Origin of the sequence: Belliella calami (genome assembly GCF_022549695.1) — a bacterium.
In the GTDB taxonomy this organism is placed as follows: Bacteria; Bacteroidota; Bacteroidia; order Cytophagales; family Cyclobacteriaceae; genus Belliella; species Belliella calami.
The window spans coordinates 53,938-72,123 of the sequence record NZ_JAKZGS010000006.1 but is presented as its reverse complement, the minus strand read 5'-3'; the positions used below and the strand labels follow the sequence as shown (position 1 = coordinate 72,123).

Below are 18,186 nucleotides of genomic sequence, written 5' to 3'. Positions count from 1 at the left end.
CCCTACGTGCAACATTGCGGATACTCATATATTTTTTTGATAAGAATTCTAAATAAACATTGTTCAGGGGGATTTATTTTTAAATTTGCAATCTTATAATTTAAGAGCAATAGTTTTGGATTTTGAACTTTCCAAATCTAAAAACTACCCGAGAGCAATCGGGTTTAAAATCTAAAATCCAAAATGCAAGTAGCAGTCATCAAATACAATGCAGGCAATGTCCAATCTGTTCTTTACGCATTAGAAAGGCTTGGTGCAGAAGCGATTTTGACAGATGACCTAGAGCAAATTTCAAAAGCTGATAAAGTTATCTTTCCCGGTCAGGGAGAAGCAAGCACAGCAATGAGATATCTGAAAGAAAAGCAGCTCGACCAACTGATTCCAAATCTCAAACAACCCTTTTTTGGTGTTTGTCTTGGACAGCAATTGCTTTGTGAGCATTCCGAAGAGAATGACACAGCATGTTTGGGTGTGTTTCCTGTCAAAGTCAAAAAGTTCTTACCTGAAAATATAGCTGATTTCAAAGTTCCCCATGTAGGTTGGAACAATCTCTTTGATCTCAAAACCCCATTGCTCAAAGGTCTCAGTGATGAATCATTTGTATATTATGTTCATAGCTTTTACTGTGAACTTAGTGATTATACCATCGCTTCGACTAACTATGTGCATGAATTTGCTGGGTTGATGCACAAAGACAACTTCTACGCCATGCAAGCCCATCCCGAAAAGAGCGGCTTGGTAGGAGAAAGGATCTTGAAGAATTTCCTTAGCTTGTAGGAAGTACGAAGTGAGATGTACAAAGAAGCGAGAGACTAGAAACGAGATGCGAGAAACAAGAAGCGAGATTCAAGACAGGACTAAGTCACCTCGATCCCGAAAGCATTCGGGAGAAGCTTGTACCGCAGAATTGCGGGGAGGACTTCCAACCTTAAAACATTCTAACCTTCCAACAATCTTGTGATTTTAAAATCCGCAACGGCGGACAAGTTCTTCCAATTTTCAAATCCACCAATCTAAAATCATCAATCTAAAATCTACAATTAAAATGTATATCATACCCGCAATAGACATCATCGACGGAAAATGTGTTCGGCTTACCCAAGGCGACTACAATCAAAAGAAAGAATACCATGACAGCCCATTGGAAATGGCCAAGCGATTCGAGGATGCTGGAATTAAGAGATTACATTTAGTGGATTTGGATGGTGCTAAAGCAAAGAAAATCATCAATAAAGAAGTGTTGAGATCTGTCGCTTCTGGAACAACACTTCAGGTAGATTTTGGAGGAGGAGTACAGTCGGATGAAGATATAGCCTTGGCATTCGAGTTGGGGGCGCATCAGTTGACAGGTGGAAGTATTGCCGTGAAAAACCCCACCATGTTTGAATCTTGGATTGCAAAATATGGAGGAGAAAAAATCATCCTTGGAGCAGATGCGAAAGATAGGAAAATTGCTATTTCAGGTTGGGAGGAAACTACATCCATGGATTTGATTGACTTCATCAAGGGTTATCACGCCAAAGGGATCAGCTACGTGATCTGTACAGATGTAGCCAAAGATGGTTTGCTCCAAGGGCCTTCTGTTGATCTATACAAAGAGATCCTTCAAGAAATCCCAAATATCAAATTGATTGCCAGCGGTGGTGTGTCCAATGTCAAAGACCTCGAAGAACTTCAAAAAACAGGTGTTTACGGAGCCATAGTCGGCAAAGCCTACTACGAAGGAAGAATTAGCCTTGAAGAGCTAGCTGCTTTTTGAGACATGAGACGACTGGAACTACCTTAAAGGGGCAATTAAACTACTTCTTGATTCAGTATTCGGAGTTCAAAATTCTAAATTAAAAATGTCGAATATCGAATGTCAAACGATGAATTATGAAGTGCAGAAGATTAATTATTCCTATCTTCTTATAATTTAAAAATCTTCCAATCTCGCGTAAGCTAACCTTACAACCTTACAACTTTCAAACTTTCCAACAATCATCTAATTTTAAAATCTTTCAATTCCCCAATCCACCAATCCCCCAATCCAAAATGCTAACAAAAAGAATCATCCCCTGCCTAGATATCAAAGATGGCCGCACGGTCAAAGGAGTTAATTTTGTGGAGTTAAGAGATGCAGGTGATCCTGTAGAATTAGCTAAGATATATTCAGATGAAGGTGCAGATGAATTGGTGTTTTTGGATATCACTGCAACTGTGGACAAGCGGAAGACACTGGCAGAACTCGTTACCAAAGTAGCAAAAGCCATCAATATTCCGTTTACCGTGGGAGGTGGGATCTCAACTGTGGAGGATGTGAAAATTTTGCTAAACGCAGGGGCAGATAAAATTTCCATCAATTCCGCAGCAGTAAAAAATCCAAGTATCATCAATGAAATGGCACTTGAATTTGGGAGTCAGTGTATTGTTGTAGCGATCGATACGAGAAATGTCGATGGAATTGACTTTGTCCATACACATGGAGGAAGAAAAGCAACCATCTTGCAAACACAAACTTGGGCAAAGGAAGTCTGTCAACGAGGTGCAGGAGAGATTCTCTTGACCTCAATGGACCATGATGGTACAAAAGCAGGCTTTGCCAACGAAATTACCGCAGAAATATCCAGCATGCTTTCCATCCCGGTAATTGCATCAGGAGGAGCTGGAAATATGGAACATTTCAAGGATGTATTTACCTTTGGAAAAGCAGATGCTGCTTTGGCCGCAAGCATTTTCCATTTCAAAGAAATTCCAATTCCCGAATTGAAGACCTATCTTAGCGGTGTGGATGTCTCGATTAGAAAATGAGATTTGAGATTTGAGACATGAGATACAAGATGCAAGACTCAAGAAAGAAGCTAGAAGCTAGAAACGAGAAGTGAAGAATCAAGAGGCAGGGCAAAATCGAGAATCAAGACATAAGCCTATCCCGATAAATATCGGGAATGCAAGAAGCTATTGAAATCTAAAAACCCCGAAAGGGCCTGCCTTGCGTCAGACAGGGTTAAACCTCGATTAGCCCCGTATGAAATATGGGTAGATAGAAAGGACAGCCGTCACGGTTTTATCAACCCCGAGGGGGTTGAATTTTAGAGACGGATTCGAGAATTGAAGAAAAGCAAGTCCTGAACAAAGTTAGGGAAGTAAATTGGAAGTGTTATAAAATTTGAAAAATTACGGCCCTCGATGGCACTGCCTAGTGTCAAACAAGGTCGAACATAAAATAACAATGAACAAACTGAAAATAGATTTCAAAAAAGTAGATGGCCTCGTGCCTGCAGTAATTCAAGATGCAGACTCCAACATAGTTTTGATGTTGGGCTACATGAACCAAGAAGCTTTGGACATCACTTTGGATACCAAAAAAGTAACGTTTTTCTCTAGAACAAAAAATAGACTTTGGACGAAGGGAGAAACTTCAGGGAATTTTCTGAATGTCATTTCCTTGACTGTGGACTGTGACAATGATACTGTCTTGGTCAAAGCCAGACCAGTTGGGCCTGTTTGTCATACTGGTGACGATACCTGTTTTTCCGAAGAAAATAGAAGCAAGACCTTCTTCATCGATGAACTTAGAGCCATCATCAAAGACCGTAAAAACAATCCTACTGACAAATCCTACACAGCATCTCTTTTTGCCAAAGGCATCAATAAAGTAGCCCAAAAAGTAGGGGAGGAAGCTGTGGAGATTGTGATCGAAGCTAAAGATGACAACAAAGAGCTTTTCATGGGAGAAGCAGCTGATTTACTCTATCACTACTTAGTGCTATTGGAAGCAAAAGGCTACGAGCTTGATGAAGTCATGGATGTGTTGATCGATAGGCATCAGAAGAAATAAAAATGCAGATTTTGGCTTTTCTGAAGCAACCTTATCCGTGTGAAACCACCAATTGGAAAAGTATAATTCGTTTAGCTTTTCTGATTGGTCTTTTTGTTGCTAGCTTTTTGTTGATTTTTCAACCATTTGGTCTGCAGCAGATCCCAACAGCTTATAAATTTCCGTTGATCACGGGTTATGGTATTGTTACCTTTATGTGTATGCTTTTTTTTAATGGTGGCGTCAAGAGGCTTTTTTCAAGTTATTTTGATGAATCTACCTGGACCACAGGCAAAGAAATCGTACAAAATCTGAGTATTTTGGGATTGATTTCATTTGGAAATTTTATCTATACTGTTTGTATAGGTGGGGTCAACTTGACTCTCCATTCTTTTTCATTATCCATCGCCTTCACTTTTGCTGTGGGTGTATTTCCTGTGTTTTTTTTAGTGATTTACAGGTATAACAAACTGCATGACAAGTACACTACAGCAGCATCTGTAATGGAGAGCAATATATCACAGTCGAACCTTGAATTTGCTAAAAATGATCCTTCTACAATTATTTTACAATCACAATATGGCCAAGATGATATGGAAATCAAATTGTCTCATTTGTATTACATGCAATCCGCTGACAATTATGTGGAAGTGGTATTTCAAGGTGAAGTGGGGATTAAAAAGCAATTGATCAGAAATACGCTTTCTGAGATTGCCGCTCAATGGAGTCATGTTGGAATCATTCAATGCCATAGGTCATACTTGGTGAACATTCATCAAGTCAAACGCATTACTGGAAATGCTCAAGGATATAAACTTTTTTTGGATGAAGGGAAAATGATAGTGCCAGTTTCGCGCAAATTCGGTGGTAAAGTCAAGGAGTTTTTGAGTAGATAGCTTTGTCATTTGTCCCTAAACTTGCTACAAAGCCCTATTCTATGCAATAAAGGTAGGTTTGAGCTACATTTGAAATAAAAAAAATCAAATGGAAAATTTACTTAAAATCACACTTTACTTTCATGTAGCTTTTGGATTTACAGCATTGCTGGCAGGTGTTTTAGCCATTTTCTTCCCCAAAGGTGGCAAGAATCATAATGTATCTGGAATCGTTTATTATTGGTGTATGATAGGTATAGGTACCACAGCATTTGTGATTGCAATTCCAAAAGGAAATATGTTTCTGTTGATGATTGGGGGATTTAGCACTTACATGACTTTGACAGGACGGAGGTATCTACAATTGAGAAAAAGTAAGCTTCCAAAATTTTCAAATTTAGACTTGTTCTTTCGCATTGTTGCTTTGGCTACTATCTTGATACCAATCATCTATTTTGGAATCAATGGCGTAGCTGATTTAGGAGACTTTGGGATTGTATTTACAGTATTTGGAATTTTTCTTTTATCAATGGTTTGGGTGGATTTTAAAGCAGGTGGGAAGTTACATACATTTTCCAAAAATTGGTTTCTTGGAATGCACATCAGCCGTATGATGGGTGCATTTATAGCTACCTTCACAGCTTTTCTTTTGATTAATTGGCAAAGTGACCCCGTATTCATTGCTTGGCTATTGCCTACTGTGATTTTTACTCCTGTTATTATTTATTACCAAAGGAAGTTTAAGACCAAAAGTAAAACTGTTACATTGCCTTGAAGATAAAATAATTCATTGGATCGAAGCTCCCAGAGATGAGTACTAGAATTTGAACCAATAAAAATCCTGAGGTTTTTCCCTAATATAAAAAGCCGAATAACCAAAGCGGAATTTTACTTCCTGCGCCACTTTTAATGCCATCTGCAGCAATAAAAGCGTTTGGAACTCCTTCGATTTGGTGTTTGGTTTTTGTAGGGCCACCTACTTCGAAAACGTACTTGCTATCCACCATAAAATCTCCAAACTTAGGGGATGTGATTTGATGATTCACCTGAACTTGATTCAAAAAAAATGTCTCTCTTATATTTCCCGAATTGGTATGGTTGGAGGAAATTGCGTAGGCGAGGTTCGTGTTTTGAAGGTAAATTTTTTCTGGTTTTTGTAAATAAGAAACACCCTGAGTGGAGGATCGTAGCAGGTTTAGGATTTGAGCCTGTTCAAGTAAATCCAATGTTTTCAAAATCGTATTTCTAGAGACCTCTAGTTTTTCTGCTATTTTGCTGATGTTTGGTATAAATGGCACTGATTCACTGATGATGAAAATCAGTTTCTTCATATTTTTGATCGTCTTGTGCGTCAATTCCTCAAAAGGCGCTATATCCATCTCCAAGACCAAATTTGTAATCTCCAGAAGTCTTGCCTTGTACAAGTTTTTTCCTTCTTGATAAAATGGGTAATAGCCAAATTCTAGATACTCTTGGAAAAGTGACAGGATGTCCACCTGATCAGAAAGCTTTTCAGCGATTTTCTGATGATCATCAAGTAGGTCATTCAAATCCAATTCGGGAAAATTGAAATCTTTTTCTAAATTAATAAATTCCCTAAAGGAAAGTCCTGCAAGGTGATAAACAGCAGATCTTCTGGATAAATCGGCTTTTCCTTTGCTCAATTCCAAAATGGAAGAACCAGAAACGATAAACTTGGAATCGGGATAATTGTCATAGATAGTCTTGAGATCAGACGACCAATGTGCATATCTATGAACTTCGTCCAAGTAAAAATTTCGATAGCCATCCAGATATAATTGCTCTATAAGTTCTACTAATCTATTTTCTTCAAACCAATAATCATCCAAACCTAGGTAAATTGATTTGACTTTGCTTTCATGCATATGCTGGAGCATAAGCGTAGTTTTCCCAGTCCCTCTATGACCTAAAATCACAATGAGTCTTTGTGTCCAATCAATTTTGCCACTTAAATATCTTTTGAATTTTGGAGGTATGGCTATCAGCTTCCTCCTAGACATTTCAATTAATCTTTCCATTTTTGTTTTATAGATAAAACAAAATTACAGAATGTTTTTTGTATAAAACAAAATGTGATATTGTTTTTTAGAAAAAACAATCCTAAAATAAAAATAGAGATAGTGTGAAATCAAAGAGGTAAAATAAATTAAAATGTAATCACAAAGCCTTTAACTCTAAAGCATAATCGTATGGAATAAAATTCCTTGCGGATTCATTTTCTATCCAACCTTTTTCTTTATGGCTGATTTCTACGATATCACTTGGATTAGTATCGATGAATTTGGATGCTACTTTATCCAGAAAACTAATTTCTGCTGTTGTAAAAAGGTTTGGATTAAAAGGTCGATCTTCTCTGCCTATTAATTTTTCTTTTCTGTTTCCATTATCCAGAGGAGTATAAAAGATGTCAATTACATCTGTTTCTGCCAAATTTTCAAATAAGGTCTGAAATTTATCCGGTACAGGTCCATATGGAATTGCTTTGTAGCGAGCACCGCTTATGCTTACTCCAAGCTCTCTAAAACACAGGAAATCAGCATAAAACAAGAGCTTATTCATCTTTGTTTTATAGGAAGGCACTTTATGAGCAAAGAATACTACCATTTCCTTTAATCGAGCAAGATTGGGCTTTCGATATCCTGTCAACTCGCTAAACTGTGAATTTCCAAGAAGATAACTTTCCAAAAAATCAGTTTCTGACTCTTCATCCATCATTTTGCTAACTTTTTCTAGAAGCTTAGTTTTAGTACTAGCATTGTCAATTCCCCAATCCTTGACAAGGCTATAGAAACTTTCTGGATCAGAAGCCAACTTTAGGAGTTTGGAATTTGATAAACTTGGAATCTCTCCTCTTTCATACAGGCCATAACTGTTTGGACCAAACCCAAGGATTTCGCTCATTTTCACAGCAGATAATCCATATTTCTCACGGGTTTCCTTTATTTCTTCGGGTGACAGCATATGATATTTTGCCCGGTAGGCATTATACACCAAAGAAAGATTTAGCTCGTCTAATTGAGTGCTGGTAAACCGCTCGCCGGAATCTTCACAGAGATAAAATCGCTGCTTTACAGTAAATTCTTCCTTACGGAAATTCAGTGTCTGAACTTCTGTATGGATTGCCATTGGCTTTCCTGTTATAGGACTATTCATTTTTTTTAGGATCTAAACGGATAACTCATCGGGTATTCAGCAATATGAAAGGAAATGCAAATGACATTTGAATTTGGAGCTCCAAGGCAGATCTTGATATATACTTCTTTACCTTTGATTTCCTTACCAAAAACCCACATTTCCTTGCTTCCATGCCATTCTTCAGGCAATGGTCCTTCTGAAAAATCCTCGATTGTTAATTGATCGATAAATTTTTCTCTTTCAATAGGTCTAATTTCCAGGTCAAGCATGCTTTGCTTGTTTTTAGGGCGATCTATAAAAATGATTTGGAACGTCCTTCTTTTCTCCTGAAAACTTCTGAGGAATTCATTTACCTCATCTTTGTCTTTGTTTTGCAAATTTAATACTTTAAAGTTGTAAAATAGTAAAAATATATAATAAATTAACCTTTAAAGGTTTGAAATGATCATTTATAAAATTCAAAACTGAGAATAAACATCATTCTTTATCTCCTCACATATTTTCGAGAATTCTGGGAATAAAAACTCTTTTGTAATTCCCTTTTCTTCTAGGCTTTTCAAAATTGTTTTTCTTAAGGAATTACTGAATACAAACTTTGTGATCTTAAAATTGAAGTATTCGTCTTCCTCAATCAAACCAGATCGACCAAAATGGGGGAGACCATCTCCAGAACGTTCTTTTCCTTTAGGAATAATGTTTATGTTTTGATTTGAAAACCATCCTTCTTGGTTATAAATCCTGTCATCTGAGAATAAATTGCTAGGATTAATAAACCTAGCATTTCTAGTATCGAAAATATTTTCATAGTCTTGATACTTTTTATCCCAATTTTGAACAAGGACAGTGTACACGATACGATCAAAATTTCCCATAGCACTTTCGCTAAATGCAAACCACAATGAAACCAAAGGATTCACAGACCAATCAAGCAGTCTTGTAGGCAAGCCATAATGTTGAGCGTATGCTAAAACTTCGGTATTTGAGGAGGTGTCTTTTTTTAAAATGTCAAGTTCTTTTTTGAATCTTTCAAATAATCTTTTTTCTATTTCATAAAAAGATTGTTCTAGATTAGCCTCCATCACTTCCCTATAAAGTCTTGATTGTAATTTCCAAGAAGCATGCTTTTGACCTCGGAATAACCGAAACTCATTTTTATCAATTGGATTTCTCTCTATAAAAGTTACAAATTCCTCTAAAGAATCCATTCGGAATATATTATTGGACATTTGTTGATTTGATACCTTAATAATCCCTTAAAGATATTAGTTTGAACCATAAAAGAAAATCAAAATCGAAAGAGGAAATATAAAACCACAATCGGTAACCTTTTGCCAGTACAGTTTTGATGGTATAAAATGTATTATATCTGGTAATTTAGGATTATTAAATGTTAGTTATGCAAAAGAGATTTTTGTTTGAATTTTTCACTCCATACGATTATCAATGGAATATATAAATTGTAAACAATTCCCCCAATAGCAGGAGCCCAAATAAAGGAGAATCTATTTATAATAAGGATGACTGCGATCGAAAGGAGGAGGATGGATAGTATAGCGAGAAACCTGCTTTTTTGTTGTTTTGTATAGAATTCCTCAAAAGCTTTTAAGTTTAATTGCCGTTTTTTCGATAGTCTTATCAGACTTTTTTTACTTAAGAAGACAATTCCCCAAAAATATATTGGCTTAAATGTTGTAATTGCATTCATCATATAAATATGTTAAAAATCAGATTTTGAAATTTTATATTAAACTTAAATTTTGAGAATATAAAAATTTTGACATCGGTTGATACTTTTATAGATTTTTTTGACTGAAAAAATTTAATCACAAAAACTGAAAATTATGAGTAATGAAAAATATTCAGGTATGGGAGCCATACTTGGGCCTGAGGGAGTGACTTTTAGGGTTTGGGCACCAAATGCAGAAAAAGTGTTTGTTTTTGGTTCTTTCAATGATTGGAATGATTCCTCATGTGAGATGGAGCATGAGGGAAATGGCTACTGGTCTTTTCATGCCTCCGATGCTTCTGATGGAACAGAATACAAGTTCATCATTCACCATAATGGAAATACCCTACATAGAAATGATCCTTATGCATTAAAAATGACAAATAGCATTGGCAATAGCGTGGTTTATGATCTGTGGAGGGATTTCAATGACCATGAGTTTAGGCCACCTGCTATCAATGAAATGGTGATTTATGAATTGCATATTGGGACTTTCAACAGGGACGGAAAGGAAGATGGACAAGTTGGGGATTTTTATTCTGCCGCCAAAAAACTTGATTATATAAGAGATCTGGGGATTAACACCGTGGAAATTATGCCTGTGGCAGAATTTCCAGGAGATCTGTCATGGGGATACAATCCATCCAATCCATTTTCAGTAGAGACTTCTTATGGTGGGCCAGATGCGTTGAAGCATTTTGTTTTCGAAGCCCATATGAGAGGAATTGCGGTGATTCTTGATGTAGTTTACAATCACTTGGGACCTACCGACTTGAACCTTTGGCAATACGATGGTTGGGAAGAGAATGGTAAAGGAGGTATATATTTTTACAATGATCACCGTGCCAAAACTCCTTGGGGAGACACTAGACCTGACTATGGTCGCCCAGAAGTCCGCAATTATCTTCGGGACAATGCGATGCTTTGGCTTGAGGCATTCCAATGCGATGGGCTTCGGTTCGATGCGACTGCAATCATACGACTTCTCAATGTGGATGATCAAATGGGAGGTGCTGTACTGGAGGAAGGGGTAGGTTTTTTAAGAAGCTTGAACCAAGAAATTAAAGATAAATTTCCACACAAAATTTTAATTGCTGAAGACTTGAAATTTGATTCCAGTGTCACAGCTGATTTAGATCAGGGTGGGTTGGGATTTGATTGTCAATGGGGAATAGGGTTTTCCCACGTATTGAGAGATGTATTGACAGTCAGCAATGACCAAGATCGCAGTATCAAATCGGTTGAGAATTTGCTGCTTAGTAAATTCAACAATGATGCTTTCGAAAAAGTTATCTACACCGAGTCACATGATGAGGTAGCCAATATAGAATCCAAGAGACTTCCCGAAGAGATTCAGCCGGGAGATGCAGAAGGAGAATATGCCAAAAAGAAATCTACGCTAGGGGCTTTGGTAGTATTTACAGCTCCCGGGATTCCAATGATTTTTCAAGGACAAGAATTTCTTACGTATGAACATTTTCATGATTCCAAACCTTTGGACTGGGGAAGGTTGGAGTACTTTGGTGGGATCGTGAACCTTTACCGTGACTTGATTCATCTCCGAAAAGCCTCCGAAGGTTTTGCTCGTGGATTGAATGGTCAGGGTATTGATATGCTGCATCACGACGATGAAGGTCTGGTGCTGGCTTATGCTAGGTACCACCATGATGACCCAGATAATCCAGTGGTGATAGTAGTCAACTTCTCTGTAGAAACGAAGCTAGGGTATCGATTTGGGATCAACAATGGAGGGAAATGGAATGTGATTTTCAACAGTGGATGGTCTGGTTATGATCAGGTTTTTTCTGAAGTAGATGTCAAAGAAGTGTATTCTGGTGAAGGGCTGAACGGAAAACAGCATTCTTTGGTAGTCGATATTCCTTCTTATGGTGGCCTGATTCTATCTCGATGAAATCAAAATATAGATATATCGAAGAAGACGCTCTTTGCTTCAAGCGGGTAAAGAGAGGAAGGGGTTTTGCATATCTCAATGAAAATGGAGAGAAGATAGCTGATAAAAAAAAGCTAAGCCGTATCAAAAACTTGGTAATTCCTCCCATGTGGACTGATGTCAGCATCTGTAGGTTTGATGATGGTCATATTCAAGCTACTGGCAGGGATTTGAAAGGCAGAAAGCAATATATCTACCATTCGGAATGGGAAAAAAAACGGCAGGAAGAAAAATTTGAACGAATGTCAAAATTTGGGAAAGCGCTTCCAAAACTCAGGAAAAAAGCCCAAAAAGATCTCAAAGCCAGAAATTGGACGAAAGGAAAAATTTTGGCTTTGATGGTAACGATACTTGATGAGACAGGCATTCGGATTGGAAATAAGTTGTATGAAAAGGAGAATAAGACCTATGGCCTTACGACACTCCGGAGAAAACATATGGAGGTGGAAGGAAATACGCTTTCTCTTTCATTTAAAGGGAAAAGCAACAAAGAGCGAGAGGTGACCATTGAAGACAAGGCAATCATTAGACATATCAAAAAAGTTGCTGAATTGCCAGGTTATGAGCTGTTTAAATATGTAGATGAAGCTGGTGATGTCAACAAAGTGGACAGCCATGATGTCCAAGAGTACATACAGGAAAACATGGGAAATGAGTTTACCTGCAAGGATTTCAGGACATGGGTGGGAAGTCGACTTGCCATTGAGCTTTTTCCAGAAGCTATAGATCACCAAAAAGAGTTTTCTAAGAAAAAGCTTGAAACTGTACTTGTCAGGATGGTAGCTGATGAGCTTGGAAATACTCCTACCATCTGCAAAGGCTATTATATCCATCCGGTAATTCTCAACAAGGTGGACATTGGAGAATTCCCACAGAGAAACCCATTTCGGGAAACAAATTCCCCAACTTCTCTTGATAAATCAGAAAAGCTTTTGTTAAAACTTTTAGAAAAATAACCAGTAAGTTTATTTTTATATAAATAAATTTTTTATTTACATAATTAACCATTTTCAGAATTTTATAAGATTATTGGAGTAGTTTTTGTAATTTTTTCAATCTGTAATTGAGGATAGTTTTTTTAATTCTTAAGCTCAATTATAAAAACATTTACCACGATGACCAAGTCCATCCCCTTCCTCTAAAAGGGAAGTGGGATGGGTTTAAAAAACAAAAACGAATATGAATCATCCAAGAATATTTCCAGAACAAAGCCAACAATTGCCGGGAAAGGAAGCTAAAATGAATCCCGAACCGGAGGTCATTAGAGACGAGTATTGGGGCAGTGGAAAGCTGAAAGGCAAAAATGTAGTAATCACTGGTGGTGATAGCGGAATAGGTCGAAGTGCAGCAGTCCATATGGCTAGAGAAGGGGCGAATATTGCCATCATGTATCTAAGTGAGGATAATGATGCTGAAGATACCAAAACGATGGTAGAGAAAGAAGGGACTACCTGTATGCTTATCAAAGGGGATATCAGGGACAAAGCTTTCTGTCAATCTGCCGCCAAAGATATAGTTGATTCTTTTGGAAATGTAAATGTATTGGTGAATAATGCTGCAGTTCAGCATCCAAAGGATTCTATAGAGGAAATCGATGAAAGCCAATTAAAAGAGACTTTTGAGACGAATATTTATTCATTTTTTTACTTAGCGCAAGAGTTTCTGCCATATATGGGAGAAGGTGATGCGATCATCAATACCACTTCTGTGACAGCTTATCGTGGAAGCGACCATTTGATTGATTATGCAAGTACCAAAGGAGCTATAGTTTCTTTTACCAGATCACTGGCGAAGAATTTGGCTGAGAAAGGAATCCGTGTCAATGCTGTAGCTCCTGGTCCAATTTGGACGCCTTTGATCGTTGCCACATTTGATGGTGTTTCAGATTTTGGTAAAGATACGCCTATGAAGCGTGCAGGGCAGCCTTCGGAAGTAGGGCCTGCTTATGTATTTCTTGGATCGGCCGATAGTAGTTATATGACTGGTCAAGTACTACACATCAATGGAGGAGAGATTGTTGGTAGTTAATTTAACCACAAACAGTAGTATGAGTATCCACAATGTTGCAAGTAACCTAAGAAGTCGCTTTGAAAATTAGGGATATTCCTCATCGACTTGTACGCCGTGGCGTAGAAAATAGTCCATAGGCAACAGAGCCACAAATTGTTCATCCAGCAATCCATTGTTTGGCTACGTGCATGAAAATGGATAACCACAAACATTTAACCACAAAATAAAAACCAATCTAGCCAATGATACTTTCCTCAGAAAATAGAATTTTGGATCATCAAATTTATAGTGATCAACAAGATCAAGGAATTACTTCCTTGATTGGGAATACTGGACTTCTTCGGTTGGCGAAGCTTTTTCCAGATAAGCAAGTGTACGGAAAATTGGAGTTGATGAACCCTGCCGGAAGTATAAAGGACAGGACTGCAAAATTCATTGTAGAAGAATCCCTTAAGCTTGGTATAATAAACCATGAAACGCTGATTGTCGAGAGCACTTCTGGAAATATGGGGGTTGGACTCGCTCAAATTTGCCTTTTCCATGGTTTGAAATTGAAATTGGTTGTGGATCCATATATCAATATGCAAACCTTGAAATTATTGACTGCCTACGGAGCAAATATTGAAATGGTGGAGCAGGCTGATGAGTCTGGTTCATACCTAGGGACGAGGATCAATCGAGTTCAGGAGATTTTGAAGGAAAATCAAAACGCATTCTGGACACAACAATATGAAAACCCACTCAACCCACTGACCCACCATCAAACAGCGGAGGAAATCGTCAACCAATTAGGCGGTTGCCCTGATTATATTTTGGCTGCTACAAGTACATGCGGTACCCTAATGGGATTCGCTGAATACAATGATCAATTTTCAAAAAGAATGAAAATCATCCCTGTTGATGCTTTTGGTAGCGTTATTTTTGGGGGAAAACCTGAAAAAAGAGTTATTCCAGGATTTGGGGCATCCAAGACTTCTACTTTGTTGAAAGAAGATTTGTTGCAATCACCCATGTGGATGAAAGAATGGGAGAGTATAATAGGTTGCAAAAAGCTCTTGAAACACGAAGCTATCCTGGCGGGTGGATCGACAGGAGCCCTGGTCTCAGCTGTAGAAAAGCTAGAAATGAAACCAAATGAAAAAGCTGTAATCATCATTTGTGATAGAGGGGAAAGGTATTTGGATACGATCTATTCTGATGCTTGGATCAAGGAAACTTTGGGAATTGAAATCTTGGAACTGATAAACAGAAATGTAGATGAAGCTGTGGAACTCAAGCAATATAATTGATATCAGGAGCCAAAATAGGGCTGTTTTGGCTGTTTTTGCAAACAATGATTATCTTCCGGAATCCAATTTCCGTGTTGCAATTGTTGGTGGAGGCCCAAAAGGAGCTTATTCCATAGAACGCCTGGCGAGTAGGTGGGAGAGGAACTGTCCTGGTAAACCTTTAGATATCGTTTGCTTTAACAAAACGCCCGATTTTGCATCAGGACCAAATTACCAAACGGAGCAACCTGATTTTCTTCTGATGAACTATCATCTCGGAAAAGTTGACTTCTGGACAAAGGAAGATGATCAGTTAGTCAATGACAGACCAGATCTTTTGACTTTTCTTCAAAGGTTCAAATTGAATTCTGAGGTGGAAGTTGATCCTTCAGATTATTGTTCAAGGTCTTTGACGGGAATTTATCTCCAATTTTGTTTGAGTAGGGTCATCGAAGCACTTCCCTCTAATATCAGGTTGCATTTGATCATGGATGAGGTAAATTCTATTTCCCAAGAATCAGACAATGTACTGATAAACACAAAGGGTGGTATGAAGTGTTTTTTCTCTGAAGTGATATGCTGCACAGGACATTCCTATAGTTTCGAAGAGAAGGTGAAAGTGCAAAGTCCTATTAACAGCCTAAACCTATGTCCACCGATTATTCTACAATCAGTCTATCCGATTCAAGATCTTCGCGAACAGAATTTTGCAGGGCTGACAGTTGCGGTAAAAGGAATGGGTTTGACGTTTGTAGATGCAGTGTTGACAATGACTGAGGGTAAAGGTGGCTGCTTCAAAAGATGCAATGGAAAGTTGATATATAGGTCTTCGGGAAGAGGGCCACATGAGATTTTGGCCTTTTCTAGAACAGGTTTACCAATGATTGCCCGCCATGAAGATTTGCGAGGGGATGATTTTTCTTTGAGATTTTTCACAGAAAAAGCTGTAAGAGAATTACTGGAAACCGACGCTAAACTCGATTTTCAAAGTCAGTTACTTCCTCTGCTACAACAAGAGTACAGGTATCAGTATATATACAAACTATTGAGTTGGGAAAATGGACTATCCGACTGGTCTGGAAAGACTTTGGAAGAGCTGGAATCTTGGATTATTGAATTTTATCCTGATTTTGACTCCTTTGATTTGGAAACATTTTTGTCACCAAATTTACCGATAGATAATCAACATCTAGGGGTTGTTGATTATTTACATGAAACGATCTTTCCGGAGCGATTTTGCAAACTTCACCATGCTAAAATTTTAATGTCCTCTTTGTGGAGAGAGATTTATCCGATTTTCAACCGAATCTACTCTTTTGGGAGAATGACTGGGGAAAGTCAGCGATATTTTGACCAAAACTATTTTGGTAAATTCCAGCGAGTGGCTTACGGTCCGCCGAAGGAAAACATGGAAAAAATCCTCGCTTTATCTGAAGTAGGGATTTTGAATTTTGACTTGGCAGCCAATCCAAAAGTTTCTATCCAAAATCAGTATCTCTATGCTAAATTGAGTAATCAAAAGATTCCTCATTCGAAAATCATCAGTGCATTGATCGATGCTAGAATACCCAAATCTGTAGGCTTGGCATCTCAGCCAGAATACATCAGAAATCTAGTCAAGGAAATGGGTGTGGGATTTTTCACCAATGGAGAATACCAAACTGGATGCTTGGAAATTGGTACTGATGGCAGATTGTTGCAACAAAAGCATATTTGCATGTATGGAACTCCTACTGAAGGCTGGACGCTAGACAATGAAAGCCTTTCTAGGTCAAACAATAACTTTCTTTCACCTTGGACAAAACAAATTATTGATAATTATGTCAACTTCAACCTTACCAAAACTGACACCAATAACCCAACCTTGGATCAAGGACATCACCGGAGAACTGAATCTTCCTAATAAATGGATTGAGCAATATGGCTCACCAATCAATCTCCTGAATTTGGAGTCTTTCAAACTGAATTTCAAAAGGTTTGATCAGGTTTTTAATCAATATGGAGTCAAAAACAGCGTATTTTTTGCCAGAAAAGCCAACAAATGCAAGAGCTTTGTTTGGGCATCAAAAGAATATGGATTTGGCGTAGACACAGCTAGTCTGAACGAAATCAAGGAGTGCATTGAGGTCGGTTTGGATCCAGAAAGAATCACTGTGACTGCTGCTGTAAAAAACAGGGCACTTCTGAGTTATGTAGTCGAGCATCAGATTCCTGTAGTTTTGGATAATTTGGATGAGTGCGAACTTTTGAATCAAATTTTGGGGGAAACGGACAAGTCGCTAAAAGTTGGTTTCCGAATAAGTGGATTTTCGCATAATGGAGAAAAGTTATATTCCCGATTTGGTTTTGATATAGATCAAATCGTATCATTCATTTCTGAAAATCTTTCTGAATCCGGCAAATTCAAACATTTCAAATATCATGGTTTACATTTTCATTTGAATGGATACAGCACAGAACAGCGAGCTGATGCCTTGTCTCAAACAATAGATGTAGCCGATATTCTAAAAAAATCGGGGTTTGAAACCTCATTTATAGATATTGGAGGAGGGATTTTGATGAATTATTTAACTTCTTCTGAGGAATGGGAAACATTTCACCAAGCTTTGAGAAAAAGTGTCAAGTCTGAAAATCCTGAGATAACATTCCAAAAAGATCTTTTGGGAATGGTCAATGTGGATGGAGAGCTGAAGGGTGAGCCAAAAGTTTACCCATATTTTAATGGTTTGAATCAGGAAAAATTCATAGGTAAAATTTTGGGATCGGATAAGGGAGGAATGAGTTTAGCCGACCATTTGATAGTGCGTGATATTGAAATTAGGCTTGAGCCAGGTAGGTCATTGCTGGATCAATGTGGGATTACCATCGCCAAAGTTGCTTTTCGAAAGAAGGATTCCCATGGAAGACTTTTGGTGGGGCTTGAGATGAATAGAACTCAGATGTTCAGTTCCAGTGCTGATTTTCTCCTAGATCCAATTTTCCTTCCACAGAATACTATTGAAAATTCCCCTTGTGAGGTCTATTTCGTAGGGGCTTATTGCTTGGAGCAAGAACTTCTGCTGAAAAGAAAAATTTCCCTGAATCAACATCCGCAAGTTGGTGATTTGGTTTGCTTTGTAAATACAGCTGGATACATGATGCATTTTTACGAAAGTGAAGCACACCTTTTTGATCTTGCCAAAAATTTGGTGGTGGAGAAAAGTGATTCTTGGAAGGTTACCCTAGATGGGGATTTTGAATTGTCGAAAGAGGTGGGTGAAAAAGGAGCGTTCTGAACAATGAATGAGTGAATTCATTGTTTCCAGTACCTAATTCATTAAAAGACAGCAGTAAAAATTATTGAAAAAAGAATTTTTTGTTTCAATGTGAAAATCAAATTTGGGCACAAACAGAAAAACCCG

16 protein-coding genes are annotated in these 18,186 nt (G+C 37.9%); 12 read left to right on the top strand and 4 right to left on the bottom strand.

The genetic code is table 11. The features are described from left to right. Window positions 1–183 precede the first annotated feature (183 nt). The 6 genes from hisH (at window position 184) to MM236_RS09355 (ending at window position 5,449) form a co-directional block, all read left to right on the top strand. Window positions 184–777, top strand: coding sequence for an imidazole glycerol phosphate synthase subunit HisH (hisH, locus tag MM236_RS09380; protein ID WP_241274715.1), 594 nt, complete (start codon window positions 184–186; stop codon window positions 775–777). A gap of 268 nt (window positions 778–1,045) precedes the next feature. Beyond that, on the top strand, window positions 1,046–1,759 hold the full coding sequence (gene hisA, locus MM236_RS09375; protein WP_241274714.1) for a 1-(5-phosphoribosyl)-5-[(5-phosphoribosylamino)methylideneamino]imidazole-4-carboxamide isomerase: 714 nt from the start codon (window positions 1,046–1,048) through the stop codon (window positions 1,757–1,759). Between the two features lie 275 nt (window positions 1,760–2,034). Next, window positions 2,035–2,790, top strand: coding sequence for an imidazole glycerol phosphate synthase subunit HisF (gene hisF / locus MM236_RS09370; RefSeq protein WP_241274713.1), 756 nt, complete (start codon window positions 2,035–2,037; stop codon window positions 2,788–2,790). Between the two features lie 421 nt (window positions 2,791–3,211). Then, on the top strand, window positions 3,212–3,820 hold the full coding sequence (gene hisIE / locus MM236_RS09365) for a bifunctional phosphoribosyl-AMP cyclohydrolase/phosphoribosyl-ATP diphosphatase HisIE (protein WP_241274712.1): 609 nt from the start codon (window positions 3,212–3,214) through the stop codon (window positions 3,818–3,820). Window positions 3,821–4,020: 200 nt separating this feature from the next. Beyond that, window positions 4,021–4,695, top strand: a complete 675-nt coding sequence (locus MM236_RS09360; protein WP_241274711.1) for a LytTR family DNA-binding domain-containing protein — start codon at window positions 4,021–4,023, stop codon at window positions 4,693–4,695. An 88-nt stretch (window positions 4,696–4,783) separates the two neighbouring features. Next, entirely contained in the window at window positions 4,784–5,449 is a 666-nt protein-coding gene (locus MM236_RS09355; protein WP_241274710.1) for a hypothetical protein, read from the top strand. A 79-nt stretch (window positions 5,450–5,528) separates the two neighbouring features. On the opposite strand, the gene MM236_RS09350 is transcribed toward MM236_RS09355, so the two are convergent. From MM236_RS09350 to MM236_RS09335, 4 genes are all read right to left on the bottom strand, one after another. Beyond that, on the bottom strand, window positions 5,529–6,713 hold the full coding sequence (locus MM236_RS09350; protein WP_241274709.1) for an ATP-binding protein: 1,185 nt from the start codon (window positions 6,711–6,713) through the stop codon (window positions 5,529–5,531). A 139-nt stretch (window positions 6,714–6,852) separates the two neighbouring features. Continuing rightward, complete coding sequence (locus MM236_RS09345) at window positions 6,853–7,848, bottom strand: type II TA system antitoxin MqsA family protein (protein ID WP_241274708.1); 996 nt, start codon at window positions 7,846–7,848, stop codon at window positions 6,853–6,855. 5 nt (window positions 7,849–7,853) lie between these two features. Then, window positions 7,854–8,207 carry a hypothetical protein gene (locus MM236_RS09340; protein WP_241274707.1) on the bottom strand — a complete coding sequence of 118 codons (354 nt, stop codon included), beginning with the start codon at window positions 8,205–8,207 and terminating at the stop codon, window positions 7,854–7,856. Between the two features lie 81 nt (window positions 8,208–8,288). Beyond that, entirely contained in the window at window positions 8,289–9,056 is a 768-nt protein-coding gene (locus MM236_RS09335) for an FRG domain-containing protein (protein WP_241274706.1), read from the bottom strand. A 615-nt stretch (window positions 9,057–9,671) separates the two neighbouring features. On the opposite strand from MM236_RS09335, the gene MM236_RS09330 reads away from it, so the two are divergent. The 6 genes from MM236_RS09330 (at window position 9,672) to MM236_RS09305 (ending at window position 18,060) form a co-directional block, all read left to right on the top strand. Continuing rightward, complete coding sequence (locus tag MM236_RS09330) at window positions 9,672–11,468, top strand: alpha-amylase family glycosyl hydrolase (protein ID WP_241274705.1); 1,797 nt, start codon at window positions 9,672–9,674, stop codon at window positions 11,466–11,468. Next, complete coding sequence (locus tag MM236_RS09325; protein ID WP_241274704.1) at window positions 11,465–12,463, top strand: DNA topoisomerase IB; 999 nt, start codon at window positions 11,465–11,467, stop codon at window positions 12,461–12,463. The genes MM236_RS09330 and MM236_RS09325 overlap by 4 nt, the downstream gene beginning before the upstream one ends. Before the next feature lie 223 nt (window positions 12,464–12,686). Beyond that, entirely contained in the window at window positions 12,687–13,535 is an 849-nt protein-coding gene (locus MM236_RS09320) for an SDR family oxidoreductase (protein ID WP_241274703.1), read from the top strand. 224 nt (window positions 13,536–13,759) lie between these two features. Continuing rightward, window positions 13,760–14,806, top strand: a complete 1,047-nt coding sequence (gene sbnA / locus MM236_RS09315) for a 2,3-diaminopropionate biosynthesis protein SbnA (protein WP_241274702.1) — start codon at window positions 13,760–13,762, stop codon at window positions 14,804–14,806. Then, a complete protein-coding gene (locus MM236_RS09310; RefSeq protein ID WP_241274701.1) occupies window positions 14,775–16,688 on the top strand; it encodes an FAD/NAD(P)-binding protein in 1,914 nt (637 codons plus the stop codon). Before sbnA ends, MM236_RS09310 begins: the two co-directional genes overlap by 32 nt. Continuing rightward, entirely contained in the window at window positions 16,606–18,060 is a 1,455-nt protein-coding gene (locus MM236_RS09305; RefSeq protein ID WP_241274700.1) for a type III PLP-dependent enzyme domain-containing protein, read from the top strand. Before MM236_RS09310 ends, MM236_RS09305 begins: the two co-directional genes overlap by 83 nt. Window positions 18,061–18,186: the final 126 nt, after the last annotated feature.